This is a genomic window from Bradyrhizobium sp. HKCCYLS20291 (assembly GCF_051167715.1).
Classification (GTDB): domain Bacteria; phylum Pseudomonadota; class Alphaproteobacteria; order Rhizobiales; family Xanthobacteraceae; genus Bradyrhizobium.
In genome coordinates this window covers 648,548-675,129 of sequence record NZ_JBNPTO010000002.1, presented here as the reverse complement: position 1 = coordinate 675,129, position 26,582 = coordinate 648,548, and the positions used below count along the sequence as shown (strand labels likewise).

Genomic DNA, 26,582 nt, shown 5'->3' with positions numbered 1-26,582 from the left:
CCACCGTCCGCCCAACTTTCGGAGGAAGCTGTGGCGACGACGATCCCTCATCACGATTTGAAACGGCCGGCGCCGGAGGCGCTAAAAAGCGCGCTCGACGCGCTCGCGGCCCGCTTCGGCAACCGGCTCATCACCTCGCAGGCCGTGCGCGAGCAGCATGGCCATACCACGACCTGGCTGCCGACGCAGCCGCCGGATGGCGTCGTGCTGGCGCAGGAGACCGCCGACATCCAGGACGTCGTCCGCATCTGTGCTGCCCGGGGCGTGCCGATCATTCCGTTCGGCACCGGCACCTCGCTCGAGGGGCAGGTCAATGCACCCGCCGGCGGCATCTGCATCGACATGCGCGACATGAACAAGGTGCTGGAGGTGCATGCCGAGGATCTCGACTGCGTGATCCAGCCCGGCATCACCCGCAAGACGCTGAACGAATATCTCCGCGACCAGGGCCTGTTCTTTCCGATCGATCCCGGCGCCGACGCTTCGCTCGGCGGCATGGCCTCGACGCGCGCCTCGGGCACCAATGCGGTGCGCTACGGCACGATCCGCGAGAACGTGCTGGCGCTGAAGGTCGTGCGCGGCGACGGCGAGATCATCAAGACCGGCACCCGCGCCAAGAAATCCGCCGCGGGCTATGATCTGACGCATCTGTTCGTCGGCGCCGAAGGCACCCTCGGCATCATCTGCGAGATGACCATCCGGCTGCGCGGCATTCCCGAGACGATCGCCGCCGCCGCGTGCTCGTTCGAGACCGTCCGCGGCGCCTGCCAGGCGACCATCCTCGCGATCCAGACCGGCATTCCCATGGCGCGCATCGAGCTGCTCAACGCGGCGCAGGTGCGGGCGTGCAATGCCTATTCGAAGCTGACCTTGCCGGAGACGCCGCTGCTGCTGCTGGAGTTCCATGGCAGCGAGGCCGAGGTTGCCGAGCAGTCCAAGAACTTTGCCGAGATCGCTGCGGAATGCGGCGGCGGCGAGTTCAGCTGGACGACCAAGCCCGAGGACCGCACCAAGCTGTGGCAGGCGCGGCACGACGCCTATTGGTCCGTCAAGGCGATCCGTCCCGGCGCCGGCGTGGTCGCGACCGACGTCTGCGTGCCGATCTCGCGGCTCGCCGATTGCGTCGGCGAGACCGAAGAGGATCTCGCGCGGTTGAATCTGACCTCGCCGATCGTCGGCCATGTCGGCGACGGCAATTTCCACTGCTCGCTGATGTGCGACGTCGACGATGCCGACGAGATGGCGCGCGGCGAGGAGTTCATGCATCGCCTCGTCGAGCGCGCCCAGGCGATGGGCGGCACCTGCACCGGCGAGCACGGCATCGGCCAGGGCAAGCAGAAATATCTGAAGTCCGAGCTCGGCCAGGAAGCACTCGACGCCATGCGCGCCGTCAAGCAGGCGCTCGATCCGCAGAACATCTTCAACCCCGGCAAGATCATTCCGGCGAACTGAGTCCACATCTGTCCCGAGCTCTCGCTCAGCGTCCGCGCGGTGATAGCTCGGATCCAAGCCGTTGTGACAATCTTCAACTACAAAAACGCCGCCGCATCCTGGATGCGGCGGCGCTTTTGCTTGGGATCGGATCAGCGGCAGACCCGGCGCGGCCCGTAGGGGGTCGGGCGGATCCAGCAGGTGCGCGGGCCGAAGCCACCATAACCGTAATAGGCGCGCGGGGCGGGGCGGCAGTTGCCCCAGCGATCACGGGCCCAGCCCGGACCACAGCCGCCGGCCACGCTTTCGATATTGCTGTCGGGGGTAGCCGGCTGGGCCGGCAGCGTGAAGGCCTGCGCCGCCGATGCACCCAGCATGACGGTCGCGCCGAGCAGGGCGGAGGTGAACAGATTGCGCATTGCGGTGCGGTCCTCTCGTTGGTTGGGAATCAGTACAGTCGTTAGACGTTGTCGCACGCGAATTGGTTTCGCAATTTTTTCGACGTCGCGAAACCTCGCTCTGATACCATAGCGGGTGGCGCTGCGATGTTCATGCCGCGCATTTCTGCTGATCATGCGACGCATCGCTGCAGCATCGCCGCGTCCCGATCACTACGGCTTCTTTGCTGCACGGAACATGAACGACGGCCGTTGGTTCGTCCTGCAGGGCATTCTGCCGCACGCGGACTCATTTGCCGCCCTGTTGCGCCTTCGCGTCCTTCAGCGCATTCCTGCAGCCATCGGAGAGCTTGTCGAACTTCTCGATCATGCACTGCTTGATGCGGCCGCCGCCCGGCATGATTCCGGCGCACAGCGTGCGCACCTCGCTGCCGCAAGCCTGGCGCACGGCGCTCGTGTCCCGGGCCTGTGCGGTGGAAATCGTGCCGGCGATGAACAGCAACGGGAGCAGCTTGCGCATGAACAATGATCCTTGTGGTAGGCCTCGGGGCGTCATGACGGGAGGAGTTCTCGTCGCTGAACTTTGCCCGGATGTGTCATGCCGCACTGCAATTCGTAACGATTTGTATCCGCACTGCTGATCGCGCTCAACTCAGGCCGGTCGGAGCTTCTGCAAGGCCAGATCGACGCTGCGGAAGACGCGGTCGCGCGGCAGCACGTCGTAGAGGCCGAAGCGGTCGAACGCCGCCTGCGCGCGCAGCGATTCCAGCCGCGCCACCGCGAACACGATGCCTTCACCATTGCACAACGCGATCACGTCGCGCAGCGCCTGCGCCGCCGTGAAGTCGATCTCCACCATAGCGCTCGCCTCGAGTACGAGGAGCTGGGGACGGCGGCGCCGCAGCATGTGCTGCAGGTCGGCGCGGAACGTGGCAGCGTTGAGGAAGCTGAGCGGTGCCTGGAAGCCGACCACGGCGATGTCGGACAGCTCCTCGCCGCGGATGTGCGGATGGGCCGGCCACCAGATCGTGGTGTCCGGCACGCGTTCGAACGTGATGAGATGCGCGCGCGTTGTGCTCCAGATGCCGTGCAGCAGCGACAGCGAGATGCCGAGCGCGACACCCTGCTCGATCGGCAGCACCACGATGGCGGCCGCCGTCGCCAGGATCAGCAGGAATTCGCCCTTCGACTGCCGGTACACCGTGACGATCTGCGCCATGCGGATGATGCGCAGCGCGACGAACAGCAGCACGCCGCCCAGCGCCGCCTCCGGCACATGCGACAGCAGCCGCGCGCCGAACAGCACGAGCAGCAGCACGACGGCGGCCGCGAGCAGGCCGGCGACCTGCGAGCGCCCGCCGGTTTCGACCACGATGCCGGTGCGCGGCGGACTGGCATTGACGGGAAACGCGCCAAACAGCCCGGCCAGCACGCTGCCGGCGCCGGCGCCGAGAAAGTCGCGGTCGACATCGGCCGGGCGATCCGGTTCGGTGGGGAACGACCGTGTCGTCGCCGCCGTCTGCATCATCACCACGACCGCGATCAGGAACGCCAGCGGCACCAGCTTGACCCATTGCTCGGGTCCGATCAGCGGCACGGATGGCATCGGCACGGCGCCGGAGAGGGTGCCGATGACCGGCACGCCGCGCCCCTCGAGCCCGGCTCCGATCACGAACAGCGTCGCGGCGACGAGCGCGATCAGCGCACCGGGAATGCGGGCGCTGATCCGCTCGCACAGCGTGACGGTCGCGAGCACGCCGAAGCCGATGACGAGCGTGTAGCCGTTGGTCTTGCCGAGTTCGCCGACGATGGTCGCGATCCGCGCCAGGGTCGGCCCGCTCGGCTGCGGCAGGCCGAGCACGCCGGGCAATTGCGAGACGATGATATGCACCGCGATGCCGGCCAGGAAGCCGACCGTCACCGGCACCGACAGGAGATTGGCGATGCCGCCGAGCCTGAAGCCGCCGGCCAGCACCAGCAGGATTCCGACCAGCAGCGCCAGCGCCGCGGCCTGGCTGCCATACTCGGGCGAACCGGTCGCGGCGAGCAGCGCCAGCCCGCCGGCAAAGATCGGCGTGATGGTGGAATCGGCGCCGCAGGACAGGAAGCGGTTGGCACCGAACACGGCGAACGCGAGCGACCCCGCCACGAAGGCGAGGAAGCCGATCTCCGGCGTGAAGCCGCCGAGCTTGGCGGTCGCCATCTGCTCGGGAATTGCGATCGCCGCCAGCGTGAGGCCCGCTGCGAGATCGGCGGGCAGGGCGCTGACCCGCCAGCCCTGCAACGAGCGCAACATCGGCCAGTGCAGCGCGTGATCAGGCGGTTGATTCGTCATGTCGATGTCTCCAGACGCATGACAAGCGAACTGGTCGCCGGTCATGCGAGGTCGCGATCCCAAGGTGGCTCCGGCGCGAACGCCGCGGCAAGATAGTCGATGAAGGCGCGCACCTTGGCCGAGGGGGTGCGGTCCGGCAGGTAGACGGCATGAACGGCCAGCAGGTCCGATGGCGGCACATCGAGCGTCACCGGCCGCAACCGCCCCGAGCGGAGCTCGTCGCCGACGATGAAGGTCGGCTGGTAGATCAGGCCTTGCCCGGCAAGCGCGGCCGCCAGCAGCGCATCGCCGTTGTTGGCGCGCAGGTTGCCGTTCACGGCGACATCGACCGCCGGCTTGCCGCCCATGCGCCAGCGCGACGGGCCGGCGGCGGCCAGCGTGTAGCCAAGGCAATTATGCCCGGCGAGATCGGCTGTTGTGCGCGGCGTGCCATGCGCTGCGAGATAGGCGGGCGCGGCGCAGATCATCATCCGGCACGGCGCCAGCCGCCGCGCCCGCAGGGTCGAGTCCTTCAGCGCCGCGATCCGGATCGCGAGATCCCAGCCTTCCTCGATCAGGTCGACCAGACGGTCGTTGAGGCCGAGCTCGACGCTGACGCCCGGGTACAACTCTGCGAACCTGGCGAGCAGCGGTGCGATCTGCCGCGTGCCGAAGGCGAGCGGGACGTTGAGCCGCAGCAGGCCGCGCGGCTCGACCCTTTCAGCGGCGATCGCATTCTCGGCGGCCTCGAAATCGCCGAGCACGCGTTCGGCAAGATCGAGATAGCGCCGGCCGGCCTCGGTGATCGTCAGCCGCCGCGTGGTGCGATGAAACAGCTTTGCCCCCAGCCGCGTCTCGAGCGCGGCAAGGTGCTTGGTCACCATGGTCGGCGACATCCCGAGCAGGCGCGCCGCGCCCGACAGGCTGCCGGACCCGGCTACCTTGGAGAGCACCTCAAGACCGGTGAGGCGGTCGAGCAAGGATTGATCTCACTCTGCCAGTGTGAATTGATTTTCCAGGATACCGGATTATCGCCCAGGGGGAAATGATCCATATCGCGGGGGTCCCCACGGAGGTTTTGATGATCGATTCCCGCACCGCCCCCTATGCCGCGCTCGTGCTGCGCCTGACGCTCGGCGGCCTGTTCCTGGCCCACGCCGGTCTCAAGCTGCTGGTCTTCACGCCCGCCGGCACCGCAAAATTCTTCGGCAGCATCGGCCTGCCGCCCGAGCTCGCCTATGTCACGATCACCGCCGAGCTCCTCGCCGCGGTCGCCCTGATCCTCGGCGTCTACACCCGCTGGGTCGCGCTCGCCGCCGTGCCGATCCTGCTCGGCGCCATCTTCACCGTGCACGGCTCCGCCGGCTTCTTCTTCAACAATCCCAAGGGCGGCTGGGAGTATCCGGCGTTCTGGGCCGTCACCCTGGTGATCCAGGCCCTGCTCGGCGACGGCGCCTACGCCCTCGGCAGCCTCCGCGCCAGCCTTGCCGGCGGCCAGCTGCGCAGCGCCCATTGAACTAGACCTGTGGTCCACCGGCCGTCCCCACACCCACCGCTGTCATCCCGGCGAACGCCGGGATCCATAGCCCAGGCCGAGGTGAGTGAGCACGATGGTCGACGCCCAGCCTGCCTCGAACTGCGATCACGCGGTATGGATCCCGGGTCGGCGCCCGACCGTCGCAATGCGACGTTCGGGCTTGCCCGGGATGACAGTTGTGGTTTGAGGCGCGAGCTGAGATACCCGGAGAGAACGAGGAGCCATGACATGACCCTGCCCAGCATCTTCCTGTCGCACGGCTCGCCGATGCTGCCGCTGACGGCCTCGGCGGCGCGGGACTTCCTCGCCGGCCTCGGCGACAGCCTGCCGCGGCCGAAGGCCATCCTCGTGATCTCGGCGCATTGGGAAACCGACATTCCCGCCGTCAACGTCGTCGCCGCGAACGAGACGATCCACGATTTCTACGGCTTCCCGCCCGAGCTCTATCAGCTGCGCTATCCCGCGCCGGGCGCGCCCGACCTCGCCCGCGCCGTCGCGGAGCGCCTGCACGCGGCCGGCTTTCCCGTCGGCGCCGATCGCGAGCGCGGCCTCGATCATGGCGCCTGGGTGCCGCTGCTCCTGATGTATCCGCAGGCCGACATTCCCGTCGTGCAGCTGTCGATCCAGACCGAGCAGGGGCCTGCGCATCACCTCGCGCTCGGCCGCGCGCTGGCGCCGCTGCGCGACGAGGGCGTGCTGATCATCGGCAGCGGCAGCTTCACCCACAATCTCGGTGAGTTCCGCAAGCGCCGTCTCGACCTCGACGATCCCGCGCCGTCCTGGGTGGTCGACTTCGCCGACTGGGTGCACAAGGCCGCGATCGAAGGCCGCGTCGACGATCTCGTCAACTACCGGCGCCTGGCGCCGCACGCGCGCGAAAACCATCCGACCGACGAACACTTCCTGCCGCTGTTCGCCGCGCTGGGCGCAGCCGGCGAAGGCGCCCGCGTCGAGCGCCTGCACAACAGCGCCAATTACGGCGTGCTGCGCATGGACGTCTATGCCTTCCATGGCGCCGACGAAGCGAAGGCCGCGGCGTAAGCCTGCGCGGTCGAAGAGACGACCGAGATGGACGTGCAGACCTCCGCTGTCATCGTCCGCCACCCGGTCCGGCCTCCGGCCGGCCGGATGACAGGCTCCAGCGCACGATCCAGTACGCCGTGACGTCTCGGTCAATGTCCTCTGCCGCGGCGTACTGGATGCCCCGCTTTCGCGGAGCATGACAGCGGTGGATACGGACAGAGCTCGACCCACAGCGACCGTTGGTCTTAAGAGGATCTCGTCGAGTACGTAGTTGTGCTGAGCTTCGGGCAGGCTTGCCCGTCGGGTTACTTTGTCGCAGCCGATTTTCCTTGCACCGTCGGGCAAATCACCGCGATCTTCTCCCGCATCCCGCCTCACTTTGGAGGGGCGTTGCGCGCGATCGTCACGACACGCGAGGCGGGGAGCGGTGGCCGCGAGATGTCGCAGCAGGCTCGAGAGAGCGTGCGGACGAACGACGTTCTTGCGGACGTGAAGTTGCAGGGTTCTGATACCTCGACGCTGGTATCACCGCGCAACGCGTCAAACGCGTTGTCGCGCATGGCGGCCAACAAGCCGAGCGCCAGGAAGCCTGCATATAAGCGTTAAGACCATCGCGCAGGGAGGGCCGGGCGTTTCTGGCCAAACCTGTGGTACTGCCGCCTGCATTTTTTTGAGCAGGCGGGCCACGGGCGCGGCCAGCGCCCGGCCTTCCCTGCACCCTCCTGTTGGAGGAGGGTGAACCAATCAGCAGAACCCGGGCGTGATCGCGTCGCGGGGCCATGCGGCCATGACTGACGGCGCGCCACACATTCGGTGTCGTCCCGGCCTTGAGCCGGGACCCATAGCCACCGGATGCCGTGAGACGAGTTACTGCCAGCCACGTTCCTCGTGAGATCACGCGGTATGGGTCCCGGCGCGGAGGCCGGGACGACACCGAGCGATAGGACGGTGCGCCGCACACATGACCTCGGAGGTAACTGACGCCGCCGGTGCAAAGAGCAGATAATCCTTGACCCGTTCGCATGCAAATGATGCGAAGGATGCACCAGGGAGTGAAACAACAACAATGCGCCTGCCGTTCTATTATGGCTGGGTCATCGTCGCCGTCACCTTCGTGACGATGGCGGTCGGCGTCAATGCGCGCACCGCATTCTCGCTGTTCTATCCGCCGATCCTTGCCGAATTCGGCTGGGACCGCGGCGTCACCGCCGGCGCGTTCTCGTTCGGCTTCGTCGCTTCCGGAGTCGTCAGTCCGCTGATCGGACGGTTGATGGATCGCAGCGGTCCACGCGCGGTCATGGAACTCGGTGTCGCGCTGATGGCCGGCGGCCTGTTGCTGGCGCCACTGACCTCGCAGCCCTGGCATCTCTATATCACCATCGGCGTGATGGTTGGCTCCGGCAGCGTCTGCCTCGGCTATTCCGGCCAGTCGCTGTTCCTGCCGAACTGGTTCATCCGCCGCCGCGGCCTCGCCATCGGCATCGCGTTCGCCGGCGTCGGCATCGGTTCGATGACCTTGCTCCCCTGGGTGCAGCACATGATCGCGCAGACCAACTGGCGCACAGCCTGCACCGCGATGGGCATCGTCGTGCTGGTCGTGCTGGCGCCGATCAATCTGTTGTTGCGCAGGAAGCCGGAGGAGATCGGCCTGCGTCCCGACGGCGACGCCGCGCCGCTCGCCAATGCCGCCAAGCCGGTGTCGAACATCGTCGACCCTGCTTGGGCCGGTATCGACTGGACGTTGTCGCGCGCGCTGCGCACGACGCGGTTCTGGTGGCTTGCGCTCGGTTACTTCTTCGGCCTCTACGTCTGGTACGCCGTGCAGGTGCATCAGACGAAATACCTGCTCGAGATCGGCTTCAGCTCCAACGTCGCGGTGTGGGCGCTTGGCGCCGTCAGCCTGCTCGGCATTCCCGGCCAGATCGCGCTCGGCCATCTGTCCGACCGGCTCGGCCGCGAGGCGGTATGGGGCCTCGGCTGTCTCGGCTTCGCGATCTGCTTCGCCGCGCTGATCGCGCTCAAGGCCGCGCCATCGTTCGTGCTGGTCTACGTGATGGTCGCGACGCAGGGGGCGCTCGGTTACGGCATCACGTCGGTGATGGGCGCGGTCGTGCTGGAAATATTTCAGGGCGCGCAATTCGGCAGCATCTTCGGGACGCTGATGATGATCGGGCTGTGCGGCGGCGCTGCTGGGCCGTGGGTGACCGGCGTGCTGTATGATCACACATCGAGCTACACGCCGGGCTTTGCGATCGCCTTCGCCGGCGCGTTCGTCTCGGCCGCCGCGGTCTGGATCGCGGCGCCGCGCCGCGTTCGCGTCGTTGCCGGCCAGTTGCACAGGTTAAAGACGGTGGCCGGAACTGCGGCATGATGTGTGAGCTGGCCGACTTGCCATAGCGACGGGGCCGTGAGCTAATCCGGCCAGATCTGGGAGAGAGACCACATGAACGAGCATGTCCAGGCTGCCAAGGCCGCGCCGCTGTTCAATCCGCTGTCGCCGGAGTTCATCCGCAATCCGTATCCGTTCTATCAGCAGCTGCGTGACAACGACCCCGTGCATGTGACGCCGTTCGGCTCGTTCCTCGCCAGCCGGCATGCCGAAGCGAGCCTCGTGCTGCGCGACAAGCGCTTCGGCAAGGACTTCGTGGCGCGGTCTATTCGCCGTTACGGCCCCGAGATCATGAACGAGCCGATCTTCCGCAGCATGAGCCATTGGATGCTGCAGCAGGATCCGCCGGATCATACGCGCTTGCGCGGCCTCGTGGTGAAGGCCTTCACGGCGCGCCGGGTCGAGGACATGCGGCCGCGGATCCAGGCGATCGTCGATAGCACGCTCGACGAGATCATCCCGCGCGGCAGGATGGACCTGATCGAGGACTTCGCCTTCAAGCTGCCGGTCACGGTGATCTGCGACATGCTGGGGATCCCCGAGGAGCATCGCGAGGCGTTCTACAAGAGCTCGCGCGAGGGCGGGCGGCTGCTCGAGCCGGTGCCGCTGTCGAAGGCCGAGATCGCCGAGGGCAATGCCGGCAACGCGGTCTCCATTGCCTATTTCCAGCATCTGTTCGAGCTCCGCCGCAAGCAGCCCGGCGACGACCTGACGACGCAGCTCCTGCAGGCCGAGGAGGACGGCGCCAAGCTCTCGCACGAGGAATTGACCGCCAACATCATCCTGCTGTTCGGCGCCGGACACGAGACCACGGTCAACCTGATCGGCAACGGGCTGTTGGCGCTGTATCGCAATCCCGACCAGTTGGCGCTGTTGAAGGCGCGCCCCGAGCTGATCACCAATGCGATCGAGGAATTCCTGCGCTACGATTCCTCGGTGCAACTGACCGGGCGGGTTGCGCTCGAGGACATCGAGGATCTCGGCGGCCGCCGGATTCCGGCGGGTGAGACCGTGCTGTGCCTGCTGGGGTCGGCCAACCGCGATCCGGCGGTCTATCCGGATCATCCGGAGCAGCTCGACATTACCCGGGCGAACGTCAAGCCGCTGTCGTTCGGCGGCGGCATCCACCACTGCCTGGGTGCGCAGCTCGCCCGCATCGAGGCCGAGGTGGCGATCGGAACCCTGCTGCGGCGGCTGCCGGAGCTGAAGCTCGACGATTCCGACAACCCGGAATGGCGGCCGACCTTCGTGCTGCGCGGCCTCAAGCGGCTGCCGGCGCACTGGTAACCATCTTTGTTAACGGACTTGTGCAACGCCCCCGGAAATACCGACAGCGCTGTGACTTCGCCATACTTAATCCTATATGATGCAGCGCTCCGGTATCGACGTCCGTGGGGCCGCGCCCGCATGGGCTGAAGGTTTTAGGACGCCGGAGCGTTGTCCTTTGAGGGAGACCCCGTGCAGACGACCCTGCTCGGCCTGGCGATTGCCTTCATCCTTGCGCTCCTTGCTGCGCTGATCGGCCCGTATTTCGTCGACTGGAACCAGTTCCGGCCGCAATTCGAGGCCGAGGCGAGCAAGATCATTGGCGTGCCCGTGCGGGTCGCCGGTGCGCTGGACGCACGGCTGCTGCCGACCCCCACGCTGCGGCTGCGCCAGGTCACCTTCGGCGGCGCCAACGATCTCGGCAAGCTGCGCGCCGACAAGCTCGACCTCGAGCTCAGCCTTGGCGATTTGATGCGCGGCGAGTGGCGGGCCAACGAGCTCACCGTGGGCGGCATGGCCGCCGATTTCGGCCTCGACGCCAAGGGCCAGGTCGACCTGCCGGCCGCCTCGGGCCGCTTCAACCTCGCGTCGCTGGCGATCGATCGGCTCAATCTGACCGGCCGGGTCGCGCTGCACGACGCGGCCAGCCGTTCGACGCTCGAACTGACCGACATCGTTTTTTCCGGCGACGTCCGCTCGCTCGCCGGCTCGCTGCGCGGCGACGGAGCCGTGTCGATCCGCGGCGGCCGCTACCCGTTCCGGGTGTCCTCTAGCCAGGACAAGGACTCCAGCGGCCTGCGCGTTCACCTCAATGTCGACCCGGGCGAGCGTCCGGTCATGGTCGATCTCGAGGGGCTGATCAGCTTCGCCAGCCGGGCGCCGCGCTTCGATGGTGCATTCACGCTGTCGTCGCCGCCCAAGGAGCAGGGCGACGGCAAGGACAAGGCCGCGCCGGATCAAGCCGGTAGCAAGGCCGCTGCGGCCAAAGCTCCTTCTGACAAGGCTCCTTCTGACAGGGCTCCTGCTGCCAAGGCCGCCGCAACGTTGCCGGCCGGCGCCACACCGTGGCGGATCGCCGCCAAGGTCGGCGGCGATCCGACCGCCGCCAAGCTCGACCAGATCGAGGTGACGTTCGGCGAGGAGGATCGGTCGCTGAAATTCGCCGGCAGCGGCGACATCAAGTTCGGCGCCGCCCCGATGCTGCGCGCCTCGCTCTCCGCGCGCCAGCTCGATGCCGACAAGCTGCTATCGGGCGGGGACCTCAAGGACAGGCGCGCGATGGCGCCGGCCCGTGTGCTGCCGGCGCTGCGCAATTGGATCGCGCAACTGCCGACCCTGCCGGTGCCGGCCAGCGTGCAGTTCTCGACCGAGCAGATCATGCTCTCGGGACGGCCAGTGCAGAATTTCACTGCCAACCTGCACAATGAGACCACCGCGTGGAGCCTCGAGAAGGTGGATCTGCGCGCGCCCGGCTCGACGCATCTGACGTTCCGGACCATCGGCATCTCGACGTCGGTCACATCAGGCTTCACCGGCGCGCTCGATCTCGACTCCTCGGAGCCCGACGCCCTCGTCGCCTGGCTGCAGGGCCGCAGCGACACCAGCTATCGGACCCAGCGCCCGCTGCGTCTGCGCGGCGACCTCAACGTGGCGCCGGAGCGTGTCGCGATCAACGGCCTCAAGGCCGATATCGACGGCGGCTCGGTCGACGGCCGCGTCGCCCTGATCAACCGTCCCACCGGAGGCGGCACGCGTTTCGAGGCCGTGCTGAAGGGTGATCGGCTCGATCTCGATGCGGCGATGGCCATGACACGGTCGCTGGTCGGCGTCACCGGCGAGTGGCCGGCGGAAGCCAGCGTCGCGCTCGATGTCGGCCGCGCCAGACTGAGTGGCCAGGAACTGACCCCGCTCACCACGCGCTTCTCCTACGATCCGAAGACGATTGCCGTCGATCAGTTGAAGTTCGGCCAGAGCGGCGGTGTGACGAGTGAAGGCTCCGGGCGCTTCGACCGGACTGACGCGACCGGACGTCTGGTCGTCACGTCGCTGGCCGGCTCGCTGAAGGAGATCACCGCCCTGGTGCAACCTTTGGCGCCGCAGATCTCAGCGCGGTTCGATGCGCTCGGCACGCCTGCGGGCGCGGCACGGCTGAAGCTGACCTTGGATCTGGCCAAGGACCCCGGCAATGCCGACCGCAGCCAGGCCAAGGCCGTGCTCGATCTCGACGCCCCGCAACTGAAAGGCTCCGCGACGCTGATCGCAAAACCGTCGGCTGCGGCGCTGCGCAGCTTCGAGGTGGACGCGATCGATCGCACCGAGCTCAGCGTCGAAAGCCGGGTTTCGGCCGAGCAGGGCAACGTCGTACTGGCGCTGCTCGGGCTCGATCGCGTCGCGGCCGTTGGCAACGGCCCGGCCGAGTTCCAGTCGAGCGTGACCGGCAGCTGGCGGACGCCGCTGCGCGTGAACGCGAAATTGTCCGGCGCAGGACTCGATGGCGAAGCTCAGGGCACGGTCGAGCCTTGGGGCGATGCCACCAAGGCCAACGTCAACCTGCGTCTGCGCACGGCCAATCTGGCACCGCTTTTGGGATTGAAGCCGCAGGATACGGCGGCACAGAACATCCGCCTGTTCGGGCGGCTTGCACTCGCCGCCAACCGGGTGACGCTCGAGGACATCGACAGCACGATCGGCAGCTCGCGGCTGCGGGGCCGGCTGGCGATGAACCTCGACGACGACAAGCAGGTCGACGGCGAACTCGGGCTGGACACGATCGATGTCCCGCAGATCTTCTCGGTGCTGATCGGGTCAGCCGGGCGCGAGCAGGCCGAGCCGCTGGGGGCGGGCCTGCTGAAGGGCTGGCGCGGCCGCGTCGCGTTCCAGTCGCTCAACGGCGCTGTGATGAATGGGACTGACCTGCGTCCGTTCGGCGGTGCCATCAAGAGCGACGGTCAGTCGCTGACCATCGAAAACCTCAAGGGCAAGCTCGGCGGTGGCGAGGTGACGGCCACCGTCGAGGCGCGACCCAATGCCAATGGCCTGGTGCTGAACGGCCGCGTCGAGCTCTCCGGCATCGATGGCGGCGCGTTGCGCTATCGCGGCCTCAAGATGCCGGCCGGCAGGGCGTCGGCGCAGATGACGCTGGCTGCCGAGGGACGCAGCGTGCAGGGGCTGGTGAATGCGCTCTCGGGCAATGGCACCGTGACGCTCGACAATGCATCGATTCCCAATCTCGATCCGCGCGCGTTCGACGCAGCCTTGCGTGCCGCCGACGCAGGACAGCTCGGCGACGACGGCAAGCTCCGGCAGGTGGTCGAGCCGGCGCTGGCCTCCGGCAGCCTGCCGGTGGCCTCGGCACAGATCCCCTTCATCATCCGCGATGGCCGCTTGCGCGTCGGCGCCACCACGCTGGAGTCGCAAGGCGCGCGCGCCATCGTGTCCGGCGGTTTCGACATTCCGGCCGATCAGGCCGACATCCGCGCCAGCCTGAGCTCGAACACGGTCGGCAATGCCAACAGCCGTCCGGAGCTGCAGCTGTTCGTGGTCGGCACCCCGGACGCTCTGACGCGGGCGCTGGACGTCACGTCGCTGTCGTCGTGGCTCGCCGTCCGCGCGATCGATCGCGAAACGCGGCGCCTGGACGCGATCGCGCGCGGCGAGGCGCCGCCGGTCTACCCCTCGTCGACGGCGTCATTGCCGGGCGGTGCCGATGCCAATGCGGCCGTGCCGGGCAACGTTGAGGTGCCGTTGCCCGGGCGCGACCCGCGGCGCGATCCGCGCGCCCGGCTCGGCGGCCCGCGTGCGGCCGTGCCGCCGCTCACCGCGCCACTGTCGGCTCCGGCCGCTGCTCCGCCGGCGGCGGCCGTTCCGCCTGTTGCCGCAAGCCAGTCTCAGGTCGCGCCGCTGCCGCCGCCGGTGGAGATCAAGCCCGCGCCGGGCGCGCTGCCGCCGCGGCCGAGGCCCGTGCCGCGGCCGCCGGTGGTGCTGACGCCGCCGGGCAGCCCGTGACGGCCGGGCGCGTCGGGCAGGGGCCGCGCCGATGATGACATTGCGACAGGTCGAGGTGATCCGCGCGGTCATGGTGACCGGCACCATCAACGGCGCCGCGCGGCTCCTGAAGGTGTCGGCGCCCGGCGTCAGCCGTCTCGTGAAGTACACCGAGCGCTCGCTCGGGATCCGCTTCTTCCAGCGCCAGAACGGCCGCTACTTTCCGACCCCAGAGGCGCAGAACATCTTCGAGCAGATCAACAGCGTCTACGAAAAGGTCGACGATCTCAGCTACATCATCTCCAACATCGGCCGCGGCGCGCTGTCCGAGTTGCGCGTCGGCTCGGTGCCGAGCATTTCGCAGGTGATGGTGCCGCGCGCGATCGAGCGCGTCCGCCGCCGCTATCCTGATTTGGGCATCGACATCAACATCCTCAAGATCGAGGAGGCGATCGACTATCTGATGCTGGGCAAGGGCGAGTGCGTGGCGATGAGCTACCGGCTCGACCATTCCGGACTCGAATTCATGCCGCTGGCCTCGGGCGAGCTGTTCTGCATCGTGCCTGAAGGCCACGAGCTCGCCGGGCGCAAGCAGGTCTCGGCGGCAGAGATGACGCGCTATCCGCTGATCGGCATCGATCCGAATGATCCCTACGGGCGGATCATGGCCGAGATCTTCGCGCGCAACAAACTGAGCTACAATATCTCGATCAAGGCGCGCTTCGGCACCACGGTGTGTGCGCTGGTGAAGGCCGGGCTCGGCATCGCCGTGATCGACCAGTTCACAGTGGCCCATGGCGGCTATCCCGGCATCGAGCTGATCAAGATTGCCGAGCCGACGCGCTTCGACACCTACATCGCCGTCAAGCGCGATACGCCATTGTCGCTCTATGCCGAGCACTTCATCGATTGCCTGCGCGCCGAGATGCGCGCGCTGGAGCCGGGCCGCCGTCAGGTGGTCAAGCCGGTCAAGGCGGCTGCCGGTAAAAAGTAACATGATGTTAGGTTTGGCGGATATTTGGGTAATTGTGTTAGCTGGCGAACGCGCTATCGTCCGCAGCGACATTCATCGCTCGTGCGGCGATCGCGCGGAGCGGCAGCAGAGACTGAAGCGAACGTGCCTGATCTTTCCGCGCTCAAAGCCCGCAAATTCCTGACCGGCTTGATCGGTGCGCCGATCGCGCATTCGGCTTCTCCCGCAATGCACGAACATGCCGCGGCGGCGCTCGGTGTGCGCTGCCATTACCAGCTGATCGAGGTCGCCGGCGCGGACAGGGCGGGTCTGACGTTGCTGCTCGAGGGCGTGCGCCGGCTGGGCTTCTCCGGCGTCAACGTGACCTATCCCTACAAGGAAGCCGTGGTCGAGCTGCTCGACGAGCTCGCGCCGAAGGCGGCGGCAATGGGCGCCGTCAATACCGTCGTTGTTCGCGATGGCCGGCTGATTGGCCACAACACCGATACGACCGGCTTCGAACGCGCTGCAGCGCCGCTGGTCAGCCAGACCGGTCGCGGCGTCGTGGCGTTGATCGGAACGGGCGGGGTTGGGAAGGCGATTGCTTTCGCACTTGCGAACCTCGGCGTCGCAGCCTTGCGCATCTACGACACCGAGCGGTCGCGCGCCGAGAAGCTCGCGAGCCTGCTGCCGACCGGCACGACGGTGACGGTCGCCGACAGCGTCGAAGCGGCGCTGCAGGGCGCCGTCGGCGTCGTCAACGGCACGCCGATCGGGATGCTGCCGAACCGCGGTACGCCAGTGCCGGATCATCTGCTGCGTGGCGATCTCTGGGTCGCCGATGCTGTCTATTCGCCGCTATGGACGCCGCTGCTGAAGGCCGCCAAAGCCAGAGGCGCGCAGGTCCTGCTCGGCCGCGAGCTTGCGATCTATCAGGCCGCGGATGCCTTCGAGCTGTTCACCGGTCTTGCGCCGTCGACCGAAGCGATGGGCGCGGCCTTCGACAATCACATGGCGGAGAGATATCGGGCGGTTGACGCCGCCTGAGACGACGGCCAATACGCGCCGGAACAAGTCGTTCAAGCAAGAAACGCAAACAAGCGTTTTAATCAGAGGAGGAAACAACGTGAGATCGATCATCCTGGCTGGCCTTTGCTCGGCCGTACTGCTGTCCGGAGCCGCCTACGCGCAGTCCGGCGCCCCCATCAAGATCGCCAACGTCGCCGAGCTCTCGGGCGGCGGCGCCACCGTCGGCACCAACTGGAAGAACGGCATCGATCTCGCCGTCGAGGAGATCAACGCCAAGGGCGGTATTCTCGGCCGCAAGATCGAGGTCAGTCACGCCGACTCGCAGTCGAACCCCGGCGTCGCCCGCGCGCAGGTGCAGAAGGCGCTCGACGGCGAGCCCTACGTTCTGCTCGGGCCGGGCTATTCCGGCTCGGTGAAGGTGACGGCGCCGTTGGCTGCCGAAGCCGGCATCACCCAGATCATGGGCGGCGAGGCGGCCGAGCTGACCCAGGCCGGCAACAAGTTCCTGTTCCGCACCTCGTTCGGCCAGCAATCGTCGATGCCGAAGGTCGCCAAATACGTCAACGACGAGCTGAAGGCGAAGTCGGTCGCGGTGGTCTGGGTCAACAACGATTTTGGCCGCGGCGGACGCGACGTCATCACCAAGGAGTTCAACCGTCTCGGCATCAAGGTCGCGGCCGACCTCTCGACCGAAGCCGGCCAGGCCGACTTCGCCGCCGACGTCAGCAAGATCAAGGCGGCTGCGCCGGATGCAGTCTTCATCTACGTCAACGAGGAAGAGAGCGCGCGCATCCTCAAGGAGATCAAGCGCCAGGGCGTGACCGCGCCCCTGATCGGCGAGACCACGCTGGTCGGCCAGAAGGTCATCGAGCTCGCCGGCGACGCCGCCAACGGCGCCCGCGGCCATGTCGGCCTCACCACCGATGCGCCGGTCGAGGCCATCAAGGCGTTCCGCGACCGCTTCGTGAAGAAGTACAACTACGTCCCGGACCACAACGGACTGAAGGGGTATCTCGCCATCTACATGGTCAAGGCCACGACCGAGAAGATGGGCAAGGTCGACTCCAAGGCCTTCGCCGACACCTTGCACGGCCTGACCATCAAGACTTCGGCCGAGCCGAACATCCTGATGGATGTCACCTTCGACCAGAACGGCGACATCGACCGCCAGGGTTTCCTGGTCGAGGTCGTCGAAGGCAAGCAGGTCGTCAAGCAGGTGCTGCCGAAGCTCAACTGAGGACAACGGTCGATCGGCGGCGCCGGGAGGGGATGCCCAGCGCCGCCATCACCCAAGGGCTCACGGGGAAACCATGTCCAATCTGCTCGATCTGATCGTGGCGGGTCTCGCCACCGGCGCCATCTACGCGCTCGTTGCCGTCGGCTTCACGCTGCTGTGGCAGACCTCGCAGACCATCAACTTCGCGCAAGGCGAGTTCGTGATGCTGCCGGCCTTCCTGATGCTCGCCGTCATGCATCTCGGCGCGCCCTTCTGGCTCGCGATCCTCGTTGGCGTGCTGTTGTCGGCGCTGCTGCTCGGTCTCGCCTTCAAGATGCTGCTGGTCGACCCGATGCTGCGGCACGGCGTGCTGCCGCTCGCGATCGCCACAATGGCGCTGGCGATCGGGATCAAGGAGGCGGTGAAGCAGTTCTTCAGCGCCGAGGCTTCGCCATTCCCTTCGATCGTTCCGGTGGGTGACGTTTCCATCTTGGGACGTGCGATTTCATTGCAGAGCCTCGGCGTCCTCGCTGTGGCGATCCTGGCCGTCGTCGGCCTCACCACGCTCCTGAACCGTACCTCGCTCGGCCATCAAATGCAGGCCGCGGCGCAGAACCCGACGGTGGCGCGGATCATCGGCGTGCCGGTCGAGCGCATGATCCTGCTGACCTTCCTGATCAACGCCGTGCTGGTCGCGCTGGCCTCGCTGCTGATCACGCCGATCTATCTCGCCAAGTTCTCCAGCGGCGAGGTGCTCGGACAGGCCGCCTTCATCGCCGCGATCGTCGGCGGCTTCAACCAGGTCCGGGGCGCGATTGCCGGCGGCCTGCTGATCGGCGTCGTCGACAACCTCGCCGCAGCCTATGTCTCCACCCAGTATCGCGCCGCCGTTCCGATGCTGCTGTTGATCCTGATGATCCTGTTCCGGCCGCAGGGCCTGCTCGGACGAGCCGAGGAGCGCACGGTATGAGCAAGCACAGCAGACTGCTCCTCGCTGCCCTGGCCGTCGTGGTCATCGCAGGCCTGATCGTCATCCCGATGAACTTCAATCGCTACGGCCTTTACATCCTGAGCCAGTGGGCGGTGATGACCATCGCGGCGATGGGGCTGAACCTCACGCTCGGCTATGCCGGGCAGGTGTCGCTGGCGCAGGGCGCCTTCGTCGGCATCGGCGCCTATGGCGCCGCCATCCTGACGACCCAGGGCTGGCCGCTGATCGCGGCACTCGGGCTGGTGATCGTGATCTGCTTCGCCGTCGGCTGGCTGCTCGGCTATCCGGCACTGCGCGTGCAGCATCACTATCTCGCTTTCGTCACGCTCGCCTTCTCGACGCTGATGTTCCTGGTGTTCCGTAACGAGAGCTGGCTCACCAACGGCATCTACGGCATCAGCAACATCCCGCGCCCTGAAATTTTCGGTTTCGCGTTCCGCAAGCCGCTGCCGTTCTACTACCTTTGCCTCGGCTCGCTCGGGCTGGTGACGCTCGCGATGTGGTGGCTGATCCGCTCGCCCTGGGGCCGCGCCTTCATGGCGCTGCGCGAGAACCCGATCCGGGCGCAGTCGCTTGGCATCGACACGCGCCGCTATACGCTGATGGCGTTCGCGATCGGCTCGGTGCTCGGCGGCATCGCCGGCGTGCTCTACGCGCCGCTGACGCAGTATGTCGATCCGGTGCCGTTCAACCTGCAGCTCTCGCTCGATCTGCTGATGATGGTGATCGTCGGCGGCTCCGGCTTCATGTTCGGTCCGTTCCTCGGCGCGATGATCGCCGTGCTGCTGCCGGAGTGGCTGCGCGTCGCCGAAGGCTACTACCTGATGCTCTATGCCGTGGCGGTCATTCTGCTCCTGATCTATTCGCCGACCGGCATCCTCGGCATTCTCGACCGCTATCTCAGCTCGCGTCGGACCCAGGCGGCGTCTGCATTGCGCGCGGCGGCTCAATCCAAGCTGGAGGCGGCACAATGAGCGCGGTCCTCGACGTTCGCGACGTCAAGAAGAGCTTTGGCGGCATCACCGCCGTCGACGGCGTCAGCTTCGACGTGCAGGAGGGCGAGATCCTCGGCCTGATCGGCCCCAACGGCTGCGGCAAGTCGACTCTCTTCAACTGCATCCTCGGCCAGCTGGTGCCGAGCGCCGGCGAGGTCAGGGTCGACGGCAAGCTCGTCACCGGCCAACGGCCGTCGGAGCTCAATCGCCTCGGCGTCAGTCGCACCTTCCAGCTGCTGCAGGTGTTTCCCAAGCTGTCGGTGCGCGACAATCTCATCCTGGCCGGCCAGGAGCATCGCGGCAGCATGCTGTCGCGCCTGCTCGGTCCGTCGGATGCGGGTCTCACCGCGACCGCCGATCAGATGATCGGATTCTTCAAGCTGGAGCATCTTGCCAACGAACCGGCCGGTGGCCTGTCCTACGGTCAGCAGAAGCTGCTCGATGCCGCGATGGCGTTCATGGGCGGCCCGCGGCTGGTGCTGCTCGACGAGCCCGCCGGTGGCGTCAATCCGACCATGCTGGGCGATCTCAAGGAGCGCCTGATCGCGATCAACCGCGAGCGCCGCGCCACCTTCGTCGTCATCGAGCACAACATGGAATTCGTGATGTCGCTGTGCTCGCGCGTGATGGTGATGGCGGAAGGCAAGGTGCTGGCGATCGGCAAGCCTGACGAGATCAGGGCCAATCCGGCCGTGATCGAAGCCTATCTCGGACATTGACGGAGGCGGCCGTGAGCGAACCCATTCTCGACGTCCAGAACCTCGTCGGCGGCTACGGCAAGATGACGATCCTCAACGGCACCACCTTCTCGGTGCCGAAGGGATCGATCACCACGGTGATCGGTCCGAACGGCGCCGGCAAGTCGACCGTGTTCAAGGCGATCTTCGGCCTCCTGAAGCTGCGTGAAGGCAAGGTGGTCTTCAAGGGCCGCGACGTGACCGGCCTCAGCCAGCGCGCGCTCCTCGGCGCCGGCATCTGCTACATTCCCCAGGGGCGCAACATCTTCGGCGAGCTGTCGGTGCGCCATAACATCGAGCTGGGCGGCGTCGCCGCACCAGCCAACATCGATCTTCCGGCCCGCGTCGAGTCCGCCCTCGACGTCTTTCCGGTGCTGCGCAAGAAGGCCGACCGGCAGGCCTCGACCTTGTCGGGTGGCGAGCAGAAGCAGCTCGAGATCGCCCGGGGTCTTCTGCTGGAGCCGCAACTCGTGCTGATCGACGAGCCTTCGATCGGCCTCTCCCCCTTGATGGTGCAGCAGACTTTCGACATGCTGAAACAGCTGCGCGACAAAGGCGTGTCGGTGCTGCTGATCGAGCAGAACGCGCGCTCGGCGCTGGAGATCTCCGACTACGGCATCGTGCTTGAGCTCGGCCGCACCCGGATCATCGACAAGGCCGATCGCGTGCTGGCGGATCCGCGGGTCGGACAGTTGTTTCTTGGCGGCGCGATGGAGGAGACGGCGGCATGAACCAGCGCTCGATCGCAACGGTCTCCATCTCAGGCGCGCTCGACGAGAAGCTCAAGGCGATCGCCGCTGCCGGCTTCGAGATGGTCGAGATCTTCGAGAACGATCTCGTCGCGTTCGGGATGCGTCCGCGCGAGATCGGGCAGATGTGCCGCGATCTGGGCCTCTCGATCTGCGCCTATCAGCCGTTCCGCGATTTCGAGGGCATGCCGGAGCCGCAGCGCGCGCGCAACTTCGTCCGCGCCGAGCGCAAGTTCGACCTGATGCAGGAGCTCGGCACCGACCTGCTGCTGATCTGCAGCAGCGTCTCGCCGCTCTCGCTCGGCGGCATCGACCGCGCCGCAGCCGATTTCCACGAACTCGGCGAGCGCGCCGCCAAGCGCGGCCTGCGCGTCGGCTACGAGGCGCTCGCCTGGGGACGCCACGTGCATGACTATCGCGATGCCTGGGAGATCGTGCGCCGCGCCGATCACAAGGCGATCGGCGTCATCCTCGACAGTTTTCACGCGCTGGCGCCGGCGCTGCCGACCAACGCCATCCGCGCCATTCCCGCCGACAAGATCTTCCTGGTGCAGCTTGCCGATGCGCCGAAGCTCGAACTCGACGTGCTTTCCTGGAGCCGGCACTTCCGGAGCTTTCCGGGGCAGGGCGATCTGCCGGTCGGCGAGTTCATGGAGGCCGTCGCCGCGACCGGCTATTCCGGACCGCTGTCGCTTGAAATCTTCAACGACCAGTTCCGCGCCGGCTCGGCGCCGCGCACGGCTGTCGACGGCATGCGTTCGCTGCTGTTGCTGCAGGATGATCTCGCCGGAAAGATGCCCGCCGCGTCGGAGCCGCGTTTCGAGCCCCGGGTGAAGAGCCACGGCATCGGCTTCGTCGAATTCGCGGTCAGTGCTGACAAGGCGGAGTCTCTCGCGACACTGTTCGGCCAGCTTGGCTTCCGCAACACCGGTCGGCACCGCAGCAAGGCAGTGCAGCGCTGGTCGCAGGGCAAGATCGAGCTGGTGATCAATTGCGAGCCCGCGAGCTTTGCGCATTCTCACTACGTCACGCACGGGCCCGGCGTCTGCGCCCTGGCGCTGGACGTCGACAGCGCTGCGCGCGCCATGGCGCGGGCACAGTCCCTGAGGACACGCACTTTCACGCAGCCGGTCGGACCGGGAGAGCTGGAGATTCCGGCAATCCACGGCGTCGGCGGCAGCCTGCTGTATTTCCTCGACACCCACGGCCGGCACTGGGATGTCGACTTCGAAGCGGTCGCCAGCGACAAGACGACTGATCGGCTGTTGGCCGTCGATCACATCGCGCAGTCGATGCCGCATGAAGAGATGCTGTCCTGGCTGCTGTTCTATGCCGGGATCATCGACTTCTCGCGCCTGCCGCAGATGGAGATCGCCGACCCCAGAGGTCTCGTGCAGAGCCAGGCGATCGTCAACGGCGACCGCAGCCTGCGCTTCATCCTCAACGGTTCGACCGCGACGCGGACGCTGTCGTCGCGCTTCATCTCGGAGTTCTTCGGCTCTGGTGTCCAGCACATCGCCTTCGCCTGCGACGACATCTTTGCCGCCGTCGCCGAGATGCGCGCCCGCGGAGCCGGTTTCCTCGACATTCCCGACAACTATTACGACGATCTCGAAGCCAAATACGATCTGGCGCCCGAGACGATCACAGCTCTCCGCGCCAACGAGATCCTGTACGACCGCGACGGCGACGCCGAGTTCTTCCAGGTCTACACTCACATTTTCGAGGAACGCTTCTTCTTCGAGATCGTGCAGCGTCGCAACTACCAGGGCTTCGGCGCTCCGAACGCCGCCATCCGCCTGGCGGCGCAGGCGCGCGAGGTGCGGCCGGACACGATGCCGCGGCTGTAGCTCACGGCTCCGGCCGGATCCCCGGCAGGCGCGTGATCGTCTCGGCCAGATGGTCGATCAGCAGCCGCACACGGGCGATGCCGGCGCGTTCCGGCACGATCAGCATGTTCAGCGGCGTCGACGGCAGGCGGTGGTCGGGCAGGATCACCGTCAACTTGCCGGCTGCGATGAGGTCGTCGACCAGCCAGGCATGGCTGCCGCCGATGCCGCGCCCGGCCAGCACGGCCTCACGAACCGCAAGGCCGTGATTGGTGCGGAAACAGCCTCTGAACGGCACCTCATGGCGCGCTCCATCCGGTCCGATGACGGCGAGCACCTCGCTGCCGGCGACATTGGTCATGCGGATGCCGTCATGGCCGACCAGCTCCTGCGGCGCCCGCGGCGTGCCGCGCCTGGCGAGATAGTCCGGGGAGGCGACCAGCAGACGGTGCGAGTAGCCGAGCGACCGCAGCTTCAGGGAGCTGTCGGTAAGCGGGGCGAGACGTAGCGCGATGTCGACGCCGTCGCGCACGAGGTCGATGCGCTCGTCCGTCAGGTTGAGATCGATCGCAATGTCTGGATAGCGATCCTGGAAGGCGAACACGAGCCGGGTGATGTGCAGGATGCCGAACGCGGCCGTGCAGGAGATGCGGATCGTGCCGGCGGCGGCGCCACGCGTGCCCCGAGCTTCGTCGCCGGCCTGCTCGATCAGCCGCAGGATCTGGACGCAGTGGGCATAGTAGCGGCTGCCCTCGTCGGTCAGGGTCACGCGCCGCGTGGTCCGGCTGAGCAGCGGCACGCCGACGGTGTCCTCCAGTTCCTGCAGATGGCGCGAGACGGTGGACTGGCCGACGCCGAGTTCGCGCGCCACGGCCGAGAGGCTGCCGCGCTCGGCGACCCGGACGAAGCTGCGCATATGCGCGATGCTGACCTCAGACTTATCCATTAGACGGCATAATATTATCGATTTAAGTTGTATAGTGGATAGGTGAGGCGCCGTCTATGTCGTGGCCATTCGATCAAAGGAACTCAGCCATGAATGTCCTCTTCGTCTTTGCCCATCCCGAACGCCGCTCCCTGAACGGTGCCCTCCGCGACGTTGCCGTCGCCGAGCTGGAGTCCCAGGGGCATCAGGTCAGGGTCTCCGACCTCTACGCCATGGGCTGGAAGCCGGCCGCCGACCGCGAAGACTTTCCACAGCTACCGCCGGACGCGCGCCTGAACGTCGCCGCCGCCTCGGGCGAAGCCTTCAAGACCCAGACGCTCACCGCCGATGTCCGGGCCGAGCAGGACAAGCTGCTGTGGGCGGACGCTGTCATCCTGCAGTTTCCGCTTTGGTGGTTCACGATGCCGGCGATCCTGAAGGGCTGGGTCGACCGGGTCTATTCCTACGGCTTCACCTATGGTGTCGGCGAGCACAGCGACAAGCGCTGGGGCAACCGCTACGGCGAGGGTGTGTTCGCCGGCAAACGCGCGATGCTGATCGTCACCACGGGTGGCTGGGAGGAGCACTATTCCGAGCGCGGCATCAACGGGCCGATCGACGACCTCTTGTTCCCGATCAACCACGGCATCCTGTTCTATCCCGGCTTCGACGTGCTGCCGGCCTTCGTGGCGCACAAGGCGAGCCGGCTGGACGATGCTGGATTTGCCACGATTGCCGAGCGACTGCGCGGGCGGATGCGGACGCTGTTCACGGATCAGCCGATCCGATACCGCCGGCAGAACCACGGCGACTATCTGATCCCGTCGATGCAGCTGCGGCCGGGGCTTGGTGCGACCGACGCACGCGGTTTCGCTCTGCATGTCGAGTCATCGCGCTGACGCGAATGGGCGCGGGACGCTTCAGCCCGCGCCCATCGCGACCGCGATGTGGTAGGTCGCATACGCCGCCGCATAGGCCAGCGCGAACATGTAGACGAACGTCACGGCCATCCAGCGCCAGCTGCCGGTCTCGCGGCGGATCACGGCAAGCGTCGAGGCACATTGCGGGGCGAAGATGTACCAGGCGAGCAGCGCCAGCGCCGTGGCAAGGCTCCATCTGCTTGCCAGCACCTGGCCGATCTGCTCGGCCGCCTCCTTGCCGCCTTCGATCGCATAAACGGTGCCGAGCGCGGCGACCGCGACTTCGCGGGCGGCCATGCCGGGGACAAGCGCCACCGCGATCTGCCAATTGAAGCCGACCGGGGAGAGCAGGGGGGCGATGGCCTGACCGATCATCGCCGCCAGGCTGTAGTTGATCGCCGGCTCGGAGGCGCCCACCGGCGGCTGCGGGAACGACGCCAGGAACCAGATCAGCACCATCATCGCGAAGATCGTGGTGCCGGCGCGCTGCAGGAACATTTTTGCGCGGGTATAGACGCCGATCGCGATGCTGCGCAGCCGCGGCATCTTGTAGTCGGGCAGCTCGAGCATGAACGGCGCCGGCTGGTAGTCGCGCATCAGGAAGAACTTGACCAGGAACGACACCAGCAGAGCGCTGACGATGCCGGCCGCATACAGCCCGAACATCACCAGGCCTTGCAGGTTGACCAGGCCCCAGACCTTGGTCGGAGGGATGAAGGCGGAGATGATCAGGGTGTAGACCGGGATGCGCGCCGAGCAGGTCATCAGCGGCGCGATCAGAATGGTGGTGAGCCGGTCGCGGCGATTGTCGATCACCCGCGTCGCCATGATGCCGGGAATGGCGCAGGCGAAGCTGGAGAGCAGGGGGATGAAGGCGCGGCCATGCAGCCCGGCGCCGCCCATGATGCGGTCCATGAGGAACGCCGCGCGCGCCATGTAGCCGAAATCTTCCAAGAGCAGGATGAACAGGAAGATGATGATGATCTGCGGCAGGAAGACGATGACGCTGCCGACGCCGGAGATCACGCCATTCTGCAGGAAGCTCTGCAGCAGGCCTTCAGGCAGCTGGTCGTGCACGAGCTGGCCAAGCGCGTCGAACGACGCCGATAGCACCTGCATCAGCGGCTGCGCCCAGGCGAACACCCCCTGGAACATCACGAACAGGATGGCCAGCAGGATGAACAGGCCGCCGACCGGATGCAGCGCAACGGCGTCGATCCGGGCCGTCCAGGTGTCCGGGCGCTCGGGCAGGCTGACGGTGGCGGCGATGATGCGGTCGGCCTCGCGCTGGGTGGCGCGCAGCTCGGGCACGGTCAGGGGGCGCCAGGTGTTGGCCCGCTCGCCCGTGGCCGCGGTCGCCTGCGCCAGCAGGCGATCGGTCAGTTGCAGCAGGTCGTCGGTGCCGCCCTTGCGGACTGCGATCGAGGTCACGACCGGGACGCCGAGCGCCTGCGACAGGGCGGCGACGTCCACCGTCACGCCGCGCCGCTTGGCGATGTCGAACATGTTGAGCACGAGCGCCAGCGGCCGGCCGGTGCTCTTGAGCTCCAGCAGCAGGCGAATCGTCAACCTGAGGTTGGTGGAATCGGCAACGCACAACACCAGGTCGGGGAGGACCTCGCCGGTGGCGCGTCCCAGCACGAAATCCCGGGTGATTTCCTCGTCCGGGCTGCGGCCGCGCAGCGAATAGGTTCCGGGCAGATCGACCAGCGAAACCTGACGACCCTGCGGGGTGACGAAGCCGCCCTCTTTGCGTTCCACCGTGACGCCGGGATAATTCGCGACCTTCTGCCGGCTTCCCGTCAGCGCATTGAACAGCGAGGTCTTGCCGCTGTTGGGCGTACCCACCAGGGCCAGATGCAGCAGAGAGCTTTCCATGGCAACGCTTCCCGCGCGG

The 26,582-nt window shown here is 66.9% G+C and carries 21 protein-coding genes; 15 read left to right on the top strand and 6 right to left on the bottom strand.

Annotated features, from left to right (window positions below; genetic code table 11):
• Positions 1-30: 30 nt before the first annotated feature.
• Positions 31-1,452, top strand: a complete 1,422-nt coding sequence (locus ACQR07_RS07255; RefSeq protein WP_434901616.1) for an FAD-binding oxidoreductase — start codon at positions 31-33, stop codon at positions 1,450-1,452.
• Positions 1,453-1,583: 131 nt separating this feature from the next.
• On the opposite strand, the gene ACQR07_RS07250 is transcribed toward ACQR07_RS07255, so the two are convergent.
• The 4 genes from ACQR07_RS07250 to ACQR07_RS07235 all read right to left on the bottom strand — a co-directional run bounded on the left by ACQR07_RS07250 (position 1,584) and on the right by ACQR07_RS07235 (position 5,123).
• Positions 1,584-1,850 (bottom strand): GCG_CRPN prefix-to-repeats domain-containing protein, encoded by a 267-nt coding sequence (locus tag ACQR07_RS07250; protein ID WP_434901773.1) that lies wholly within the window; start codon positions 1,848-1,850, stop codon positions 1,584-1,586.
• 268 nt (positions 1,851-2,118) lie between these two features.
• Entirely contained in the window at positions 2,119-2,349 is a 231-nt protein-coding gene (locus ACQR07_RS07245; protein WP_434901615.1) for a hypothetical protein, read from the bottom strand.
• Between the two features lie 132 nt (positions 2,350-2,481).
• On the bottom strand, positions 2,482-4,164 hold the full coding sequence (locus ACQR07_RS07240) for a SulP family inorganic anion transporter (RefSeq protein WP_434901614.1): 1,683 nt from the start codon (positions 4,162-4,164) through the stop codon (positions 2,482-2,484).
• Positions 4,165-4,205: 41 nt separating this feature from the next.
• Positions 4,206-5,123: a LysR family transcriptional regulator gene (locus ACQR07_RS07235; protein ID WP_434901613.1), complete on the bottom strand. Its 918-nt coding sequence runs from the start codon at positions 5,121-5,123 to the stop codon at positions 4,206-4,208.
• A gap of 101 nt (positions 5,124-5,224) precedes the next feature.
• Between ACQR07_RS07235 and ACQR07_RS07230 the strand changes: the two genes are divergently transcribed.
• The 13 genes from ACQR07_RS07230 (at position 5,225) to ACQR07_RS07170 (ending at position 22,861) form a co-directional block, all read left to right on the top strand.
• Positions 5,225-5,659: a DoxX family protein gene (locus ACQR07_RS07230; protein ID WP_434901612.1), complete on the top strand. Its 435-nt coding sequence runs from the start codon at positions 5,225-5,227 to the stop codon at positions 5,657-5,659.
• A gap of 249 nt (positions 5,660-5,908) precedes the next feature.
• Positions 5,909-6,721 (top strand): DODA-type extradiol aromatic ring-opening family dioxygenase, encoded by an 813-nt coding sequence (locus ACQR07_RS07225; RefSeq protein WP_434901611.1) that lies wholly within the window; start codon positions 5,909-5,911, stop codon positions 6,719-6,721.
• A gap of 1,048 nt (positions 6,722-7,769) precedes the next feature.
• The gene (locus ACQR07_RS07220; RefSeq protein WP_434901610.1) at positions 7,770-9,074 is read left to right on the top strand and encodes an MFS transporter; all 1,305 of its coding nucleotides are present in this window, start codon (positions 7,770-7,772) and stop codon (positions 9,072-9,074) included.
• A 72-nt stretch (positions 9,075-9,146) separates the two neighbouring features.
• Complete coding sequence (locus ACQR07_RS07215) at positions 9,147-10,379, top strand: cytochrome P450 (RefSeq protein WP_434901609.1); 1,233 nt, start codon at positions 9,147-9,149, stop codon at positions 10,377-10,379.
• A gap of 171 nt (positions 10,380-10,550) precedes the next feature.
• Positions 10,551-14,363: an AsmA family protein gene (locus tag ACQR07_RS07210; RefSeq protein WP_434901608.1), complete on the top strand. Its 3,813-nt coding sequence runs from the start codon at positions 10,551-10,553 to the stop codon at positions 14,361-14,363.
• A 31-nt stretch (positions 14,364-14,394) separates the two neighbouring features.
• Positions 14,395-15,336: a LysR family transcriptional regulator gene (locus ACQR07_RS07205; protein WP_434901607.1), complete on the top strand. Its 942-nt coding sequence runs from the start codon at positions 14,395-14,397 to the stop codon at positions 15,334-15,336.
• Positions 15,337-15,459: 123 nt separating this feature from the next.
• Entirely contained in the window at positions 15,460-16,341 is an 882-nt protein-coding gene (locus ACQR07_RS07200; RefSeq protein ID WP_434901606.1) for a shikimate dehydrogenase, read from the top strand.
• Between the two features lie 79 nt (positions 16,342-16,420).
• The gene (locus ACQR07_RS07195) at positions 16,421-17,560 is read left to right on the top strand and encodes an ABC transporter substrate-binding protein (RefSeq protein WP_434901605.1); all 1,140 of its coding nucleotides are present in this window, start codon (positions 16,421-16,423) and stop codon (positions 17,558-17,560) included.
• A gap of 73 nt (positions 17,561-17,633) precedes the next feature.
• Positions 17,634-18,509, top strand: coding sequence for a branched-chain amino acid ABC transporter permease (locus ACQR07_RS07190; RefSeq protein ID WP_434901604.1), 876 nt, complete (start codon positions 17,634-17,636; stop codon positions 18,507-18,509).
• A complete protein-coding gene (locus ACQR07_RS07185) occupies positions 18,506-19,504 on the top strand; it encodes a branched-chain amino acid ABC transporter permease (protein WP_434901603.1) in 999 nt (332 codons plus the stop codon). Before ACQR07_RS07190 ends, ACQR07_RS07185 begins: the two co-directional genes overlap by 4 nt.
• Complete coding sequence (locus ACQR07_RS07180; RefSeq protein WP_434901602.1) at positions 19,501-20,244, top strand: ABC transporter ATP-binding protein; 744 nt, start codon at positions 19,501-19,503, stop codon at positions 20,242-20,244. The genes ACQR07_RS07185 and ACQR07_RS07180 overlap by 4 nt, the downstream gene beginning before the upstream one ends.
• Positions 20,245-20,255: 11 nt before the next feature.
• Positions 20,256-20,993 carry an ABC transporter ATP-binding protein gene (locus tag ACQR07_RS07175; protein ID WP_434901601.1) on the top strand — a complete coding sequence of 246 codons (738 nt, stop codon included), beginning with the start codon at positions 20,256-20,258 and terminating at the stop codon, positions 20,991-20,993.
• Positions 20,990-22,861 (top strand): bifunctional sugar phosphate isomerase/epimerase/4-hydroxyphenylpyruvate dioxygenase family protein, encoded by a 1,872-nt coding sequence (locus ACQR07_RS07170; RefSeq protein ID WP_434901600.1) that lies wholly within the window; start codon positions 20,990-20,992, stop codon positions 22,859-22,861. Before ACQR07_RS07175 ends, ACQR07_RS07170 begins: the two co-directional genes overlap by 4 nt.
• A 1-nt stretch (position 22,862) precedes the next feature.
• On the opposite strand, the gene ACQR07_RS07165 is transcribed toward ACQR07_RS07170, so the two are convergent.
• The gene (locus ACQR07_RS07165; RefSeq protein ID WP_434901599.1) at positions 22,863-23,786 is read right to left on the bottom strand and encodes a LysR family transcriptional regulator; all 924 of its coding nucleotides are present in this window, start codon (positions 23,784-23,786) and stop codon (positions 22,863-22,865) included.
• Between the two features lie 89 nt (positions 23,787-23,875).
• Here ACQR07_RS07165 and ACQR07_RS07160 point away from each other — a divergent pair, with 89 nt between their 5' ends.
• Positions 23,876-24,664, top strand: a complete 789-nt coding sequence (locus ACQR07_RS07160; RefSeq protein ID WP_434901598.1) for an NAD(P)H-dependent oxidoreductase — start codon at positions 23,876-23,878, stop codon at positions 24,662-24,664.
• A gap of 21 nt (positions 24,665-24,685) precedes the next feature.
• Here the strand turns inward: ACQR07_RS07160 and feoB are convergent, their stop codons facing one another.
• Positions 24,686-26,563, bottom strand: coding sequence for a ferrous iron transporter B (gene feoB, locus ACQR07_RS07155; protein ID WP_434901597.1), 1,878 nt, complete (start codon positions 26,561-26,563; stop codon positions 24,686-24,688).
• Between the last annotated feature and the right edge of the window lie 19 nt (positions 26,564-26,582).

Excerpts from the sequence above, each read along its gene's own strand:
- ACQR07_RS07170 (WP_434901600.1), top strand. The coding sequence starts at position 20,990 with ATGAACCAGCGCTCGATCGCAACGGTCTCCATCTCAGGCGCGCTCGAC.
- ACQR07_RS07245 (WP_434901615.1), bottom strand. The coding sequence starts at position 2,349 with ATGCGCAAGCTGCTCCCGTTGCTGTTCATCGCCGGCACGATTTCCACC.
- ACQR07_RS07205 (WP_434901607.1), top strand. The coding sequence starts at position 14,395 with ATGATGACATTGCGACAGGTCGAGGTGATCCGCGCGGTCATGGTGACC.
- ACQR07_RS07225 (WP_434901611.1), top strand. The coding sequence starts at position 5,909 with ATGACCCTGCCCAGCATCTTCCTGTCGCACGGCTCGCCGATGCTGCCG.
- ACQR07_RS07190 (WP_434901604.1), top strand. The coding sequence starts at position 17,634 with ATGTCCAATCTGCTCGATCTGATCGTGGCGGGTCTCGCCACCGGCGCC.
- ACQR07_RS07165 (WP_434901599.1), bottom strand. The coding sequence starts at position 23,786 with ATGGATAAGTCTGAGGTCAGCATCGCGCATATGCGCAGCTTCGTCCGG.
- feoB (WP_434901597.1), bottom strand. The coding sequence starts at position 26,563 with ATGGAAAGCTCTCTGCTGCATCTGGCCCTGGTGGGTACGCCCAACAGC.
- ACQR07_RS07230 (WP_434901612.1), top strand. The coding sequence starts at position 5,225 with ATGATCGATTCCCGCACCGCCCCCTATGCCGCGCTCGTGCTGCGCCTG.
- ACQR07_RS07180 (WP_434901602.1), top strand. The coding sequence starts at position 19,501 with ATGAGCGCGGTCCTCGACGTTCGCGACGTCAAGAAGAGCTTTGGCGGC.
- ACQR07_RS07250 (WP_434901773.1), bottom strand. The coding sequence starts at position 1,850 with ATGCGCAATCTGTTCACCTCCGCCCTGCTCGGCGCGACCGTCATGCTG.
- ACQR07_RS07240 (WP_434901614.1), bottom strand. The coding sequence starts at position 4,164 with ATGACGAATCAACCGCCTGATCACGCGCTGCACTGGCCGATGTTGCGC.
- ACQR07_RS07215 (WP_434901609.1), top strand. The coding sequence starts at position 9,147 with ATGAACGAGCATGTCCAGGCTGCCAAGGCCGCGCCGCTGTTCAATCCG.
- ACQR07_RS07160 (WP_434901598.1), top strand. The coding sequence starts at position 23,876 with ATGAATGTCCTCTTCGTCTTTGCCCATCCCGAACGCCGCTCCCTGAAC.
- ACQR07_RS07220 (WP_434901610.1), top strand. The coding sequence starts at position 7,770 with ATGCGCCTGCCGTTCTATTATGGCTGGGTCATCGTCGCCGTCACCTTC.
- ACQR07_RS07185 (WP_434901603.1), top strand. The coding sequence starts at position 18,506 with ATGAGCAAGCACAGCAGACTGCTCCTCGCTGCCCTGGCCGTCGTGGTC.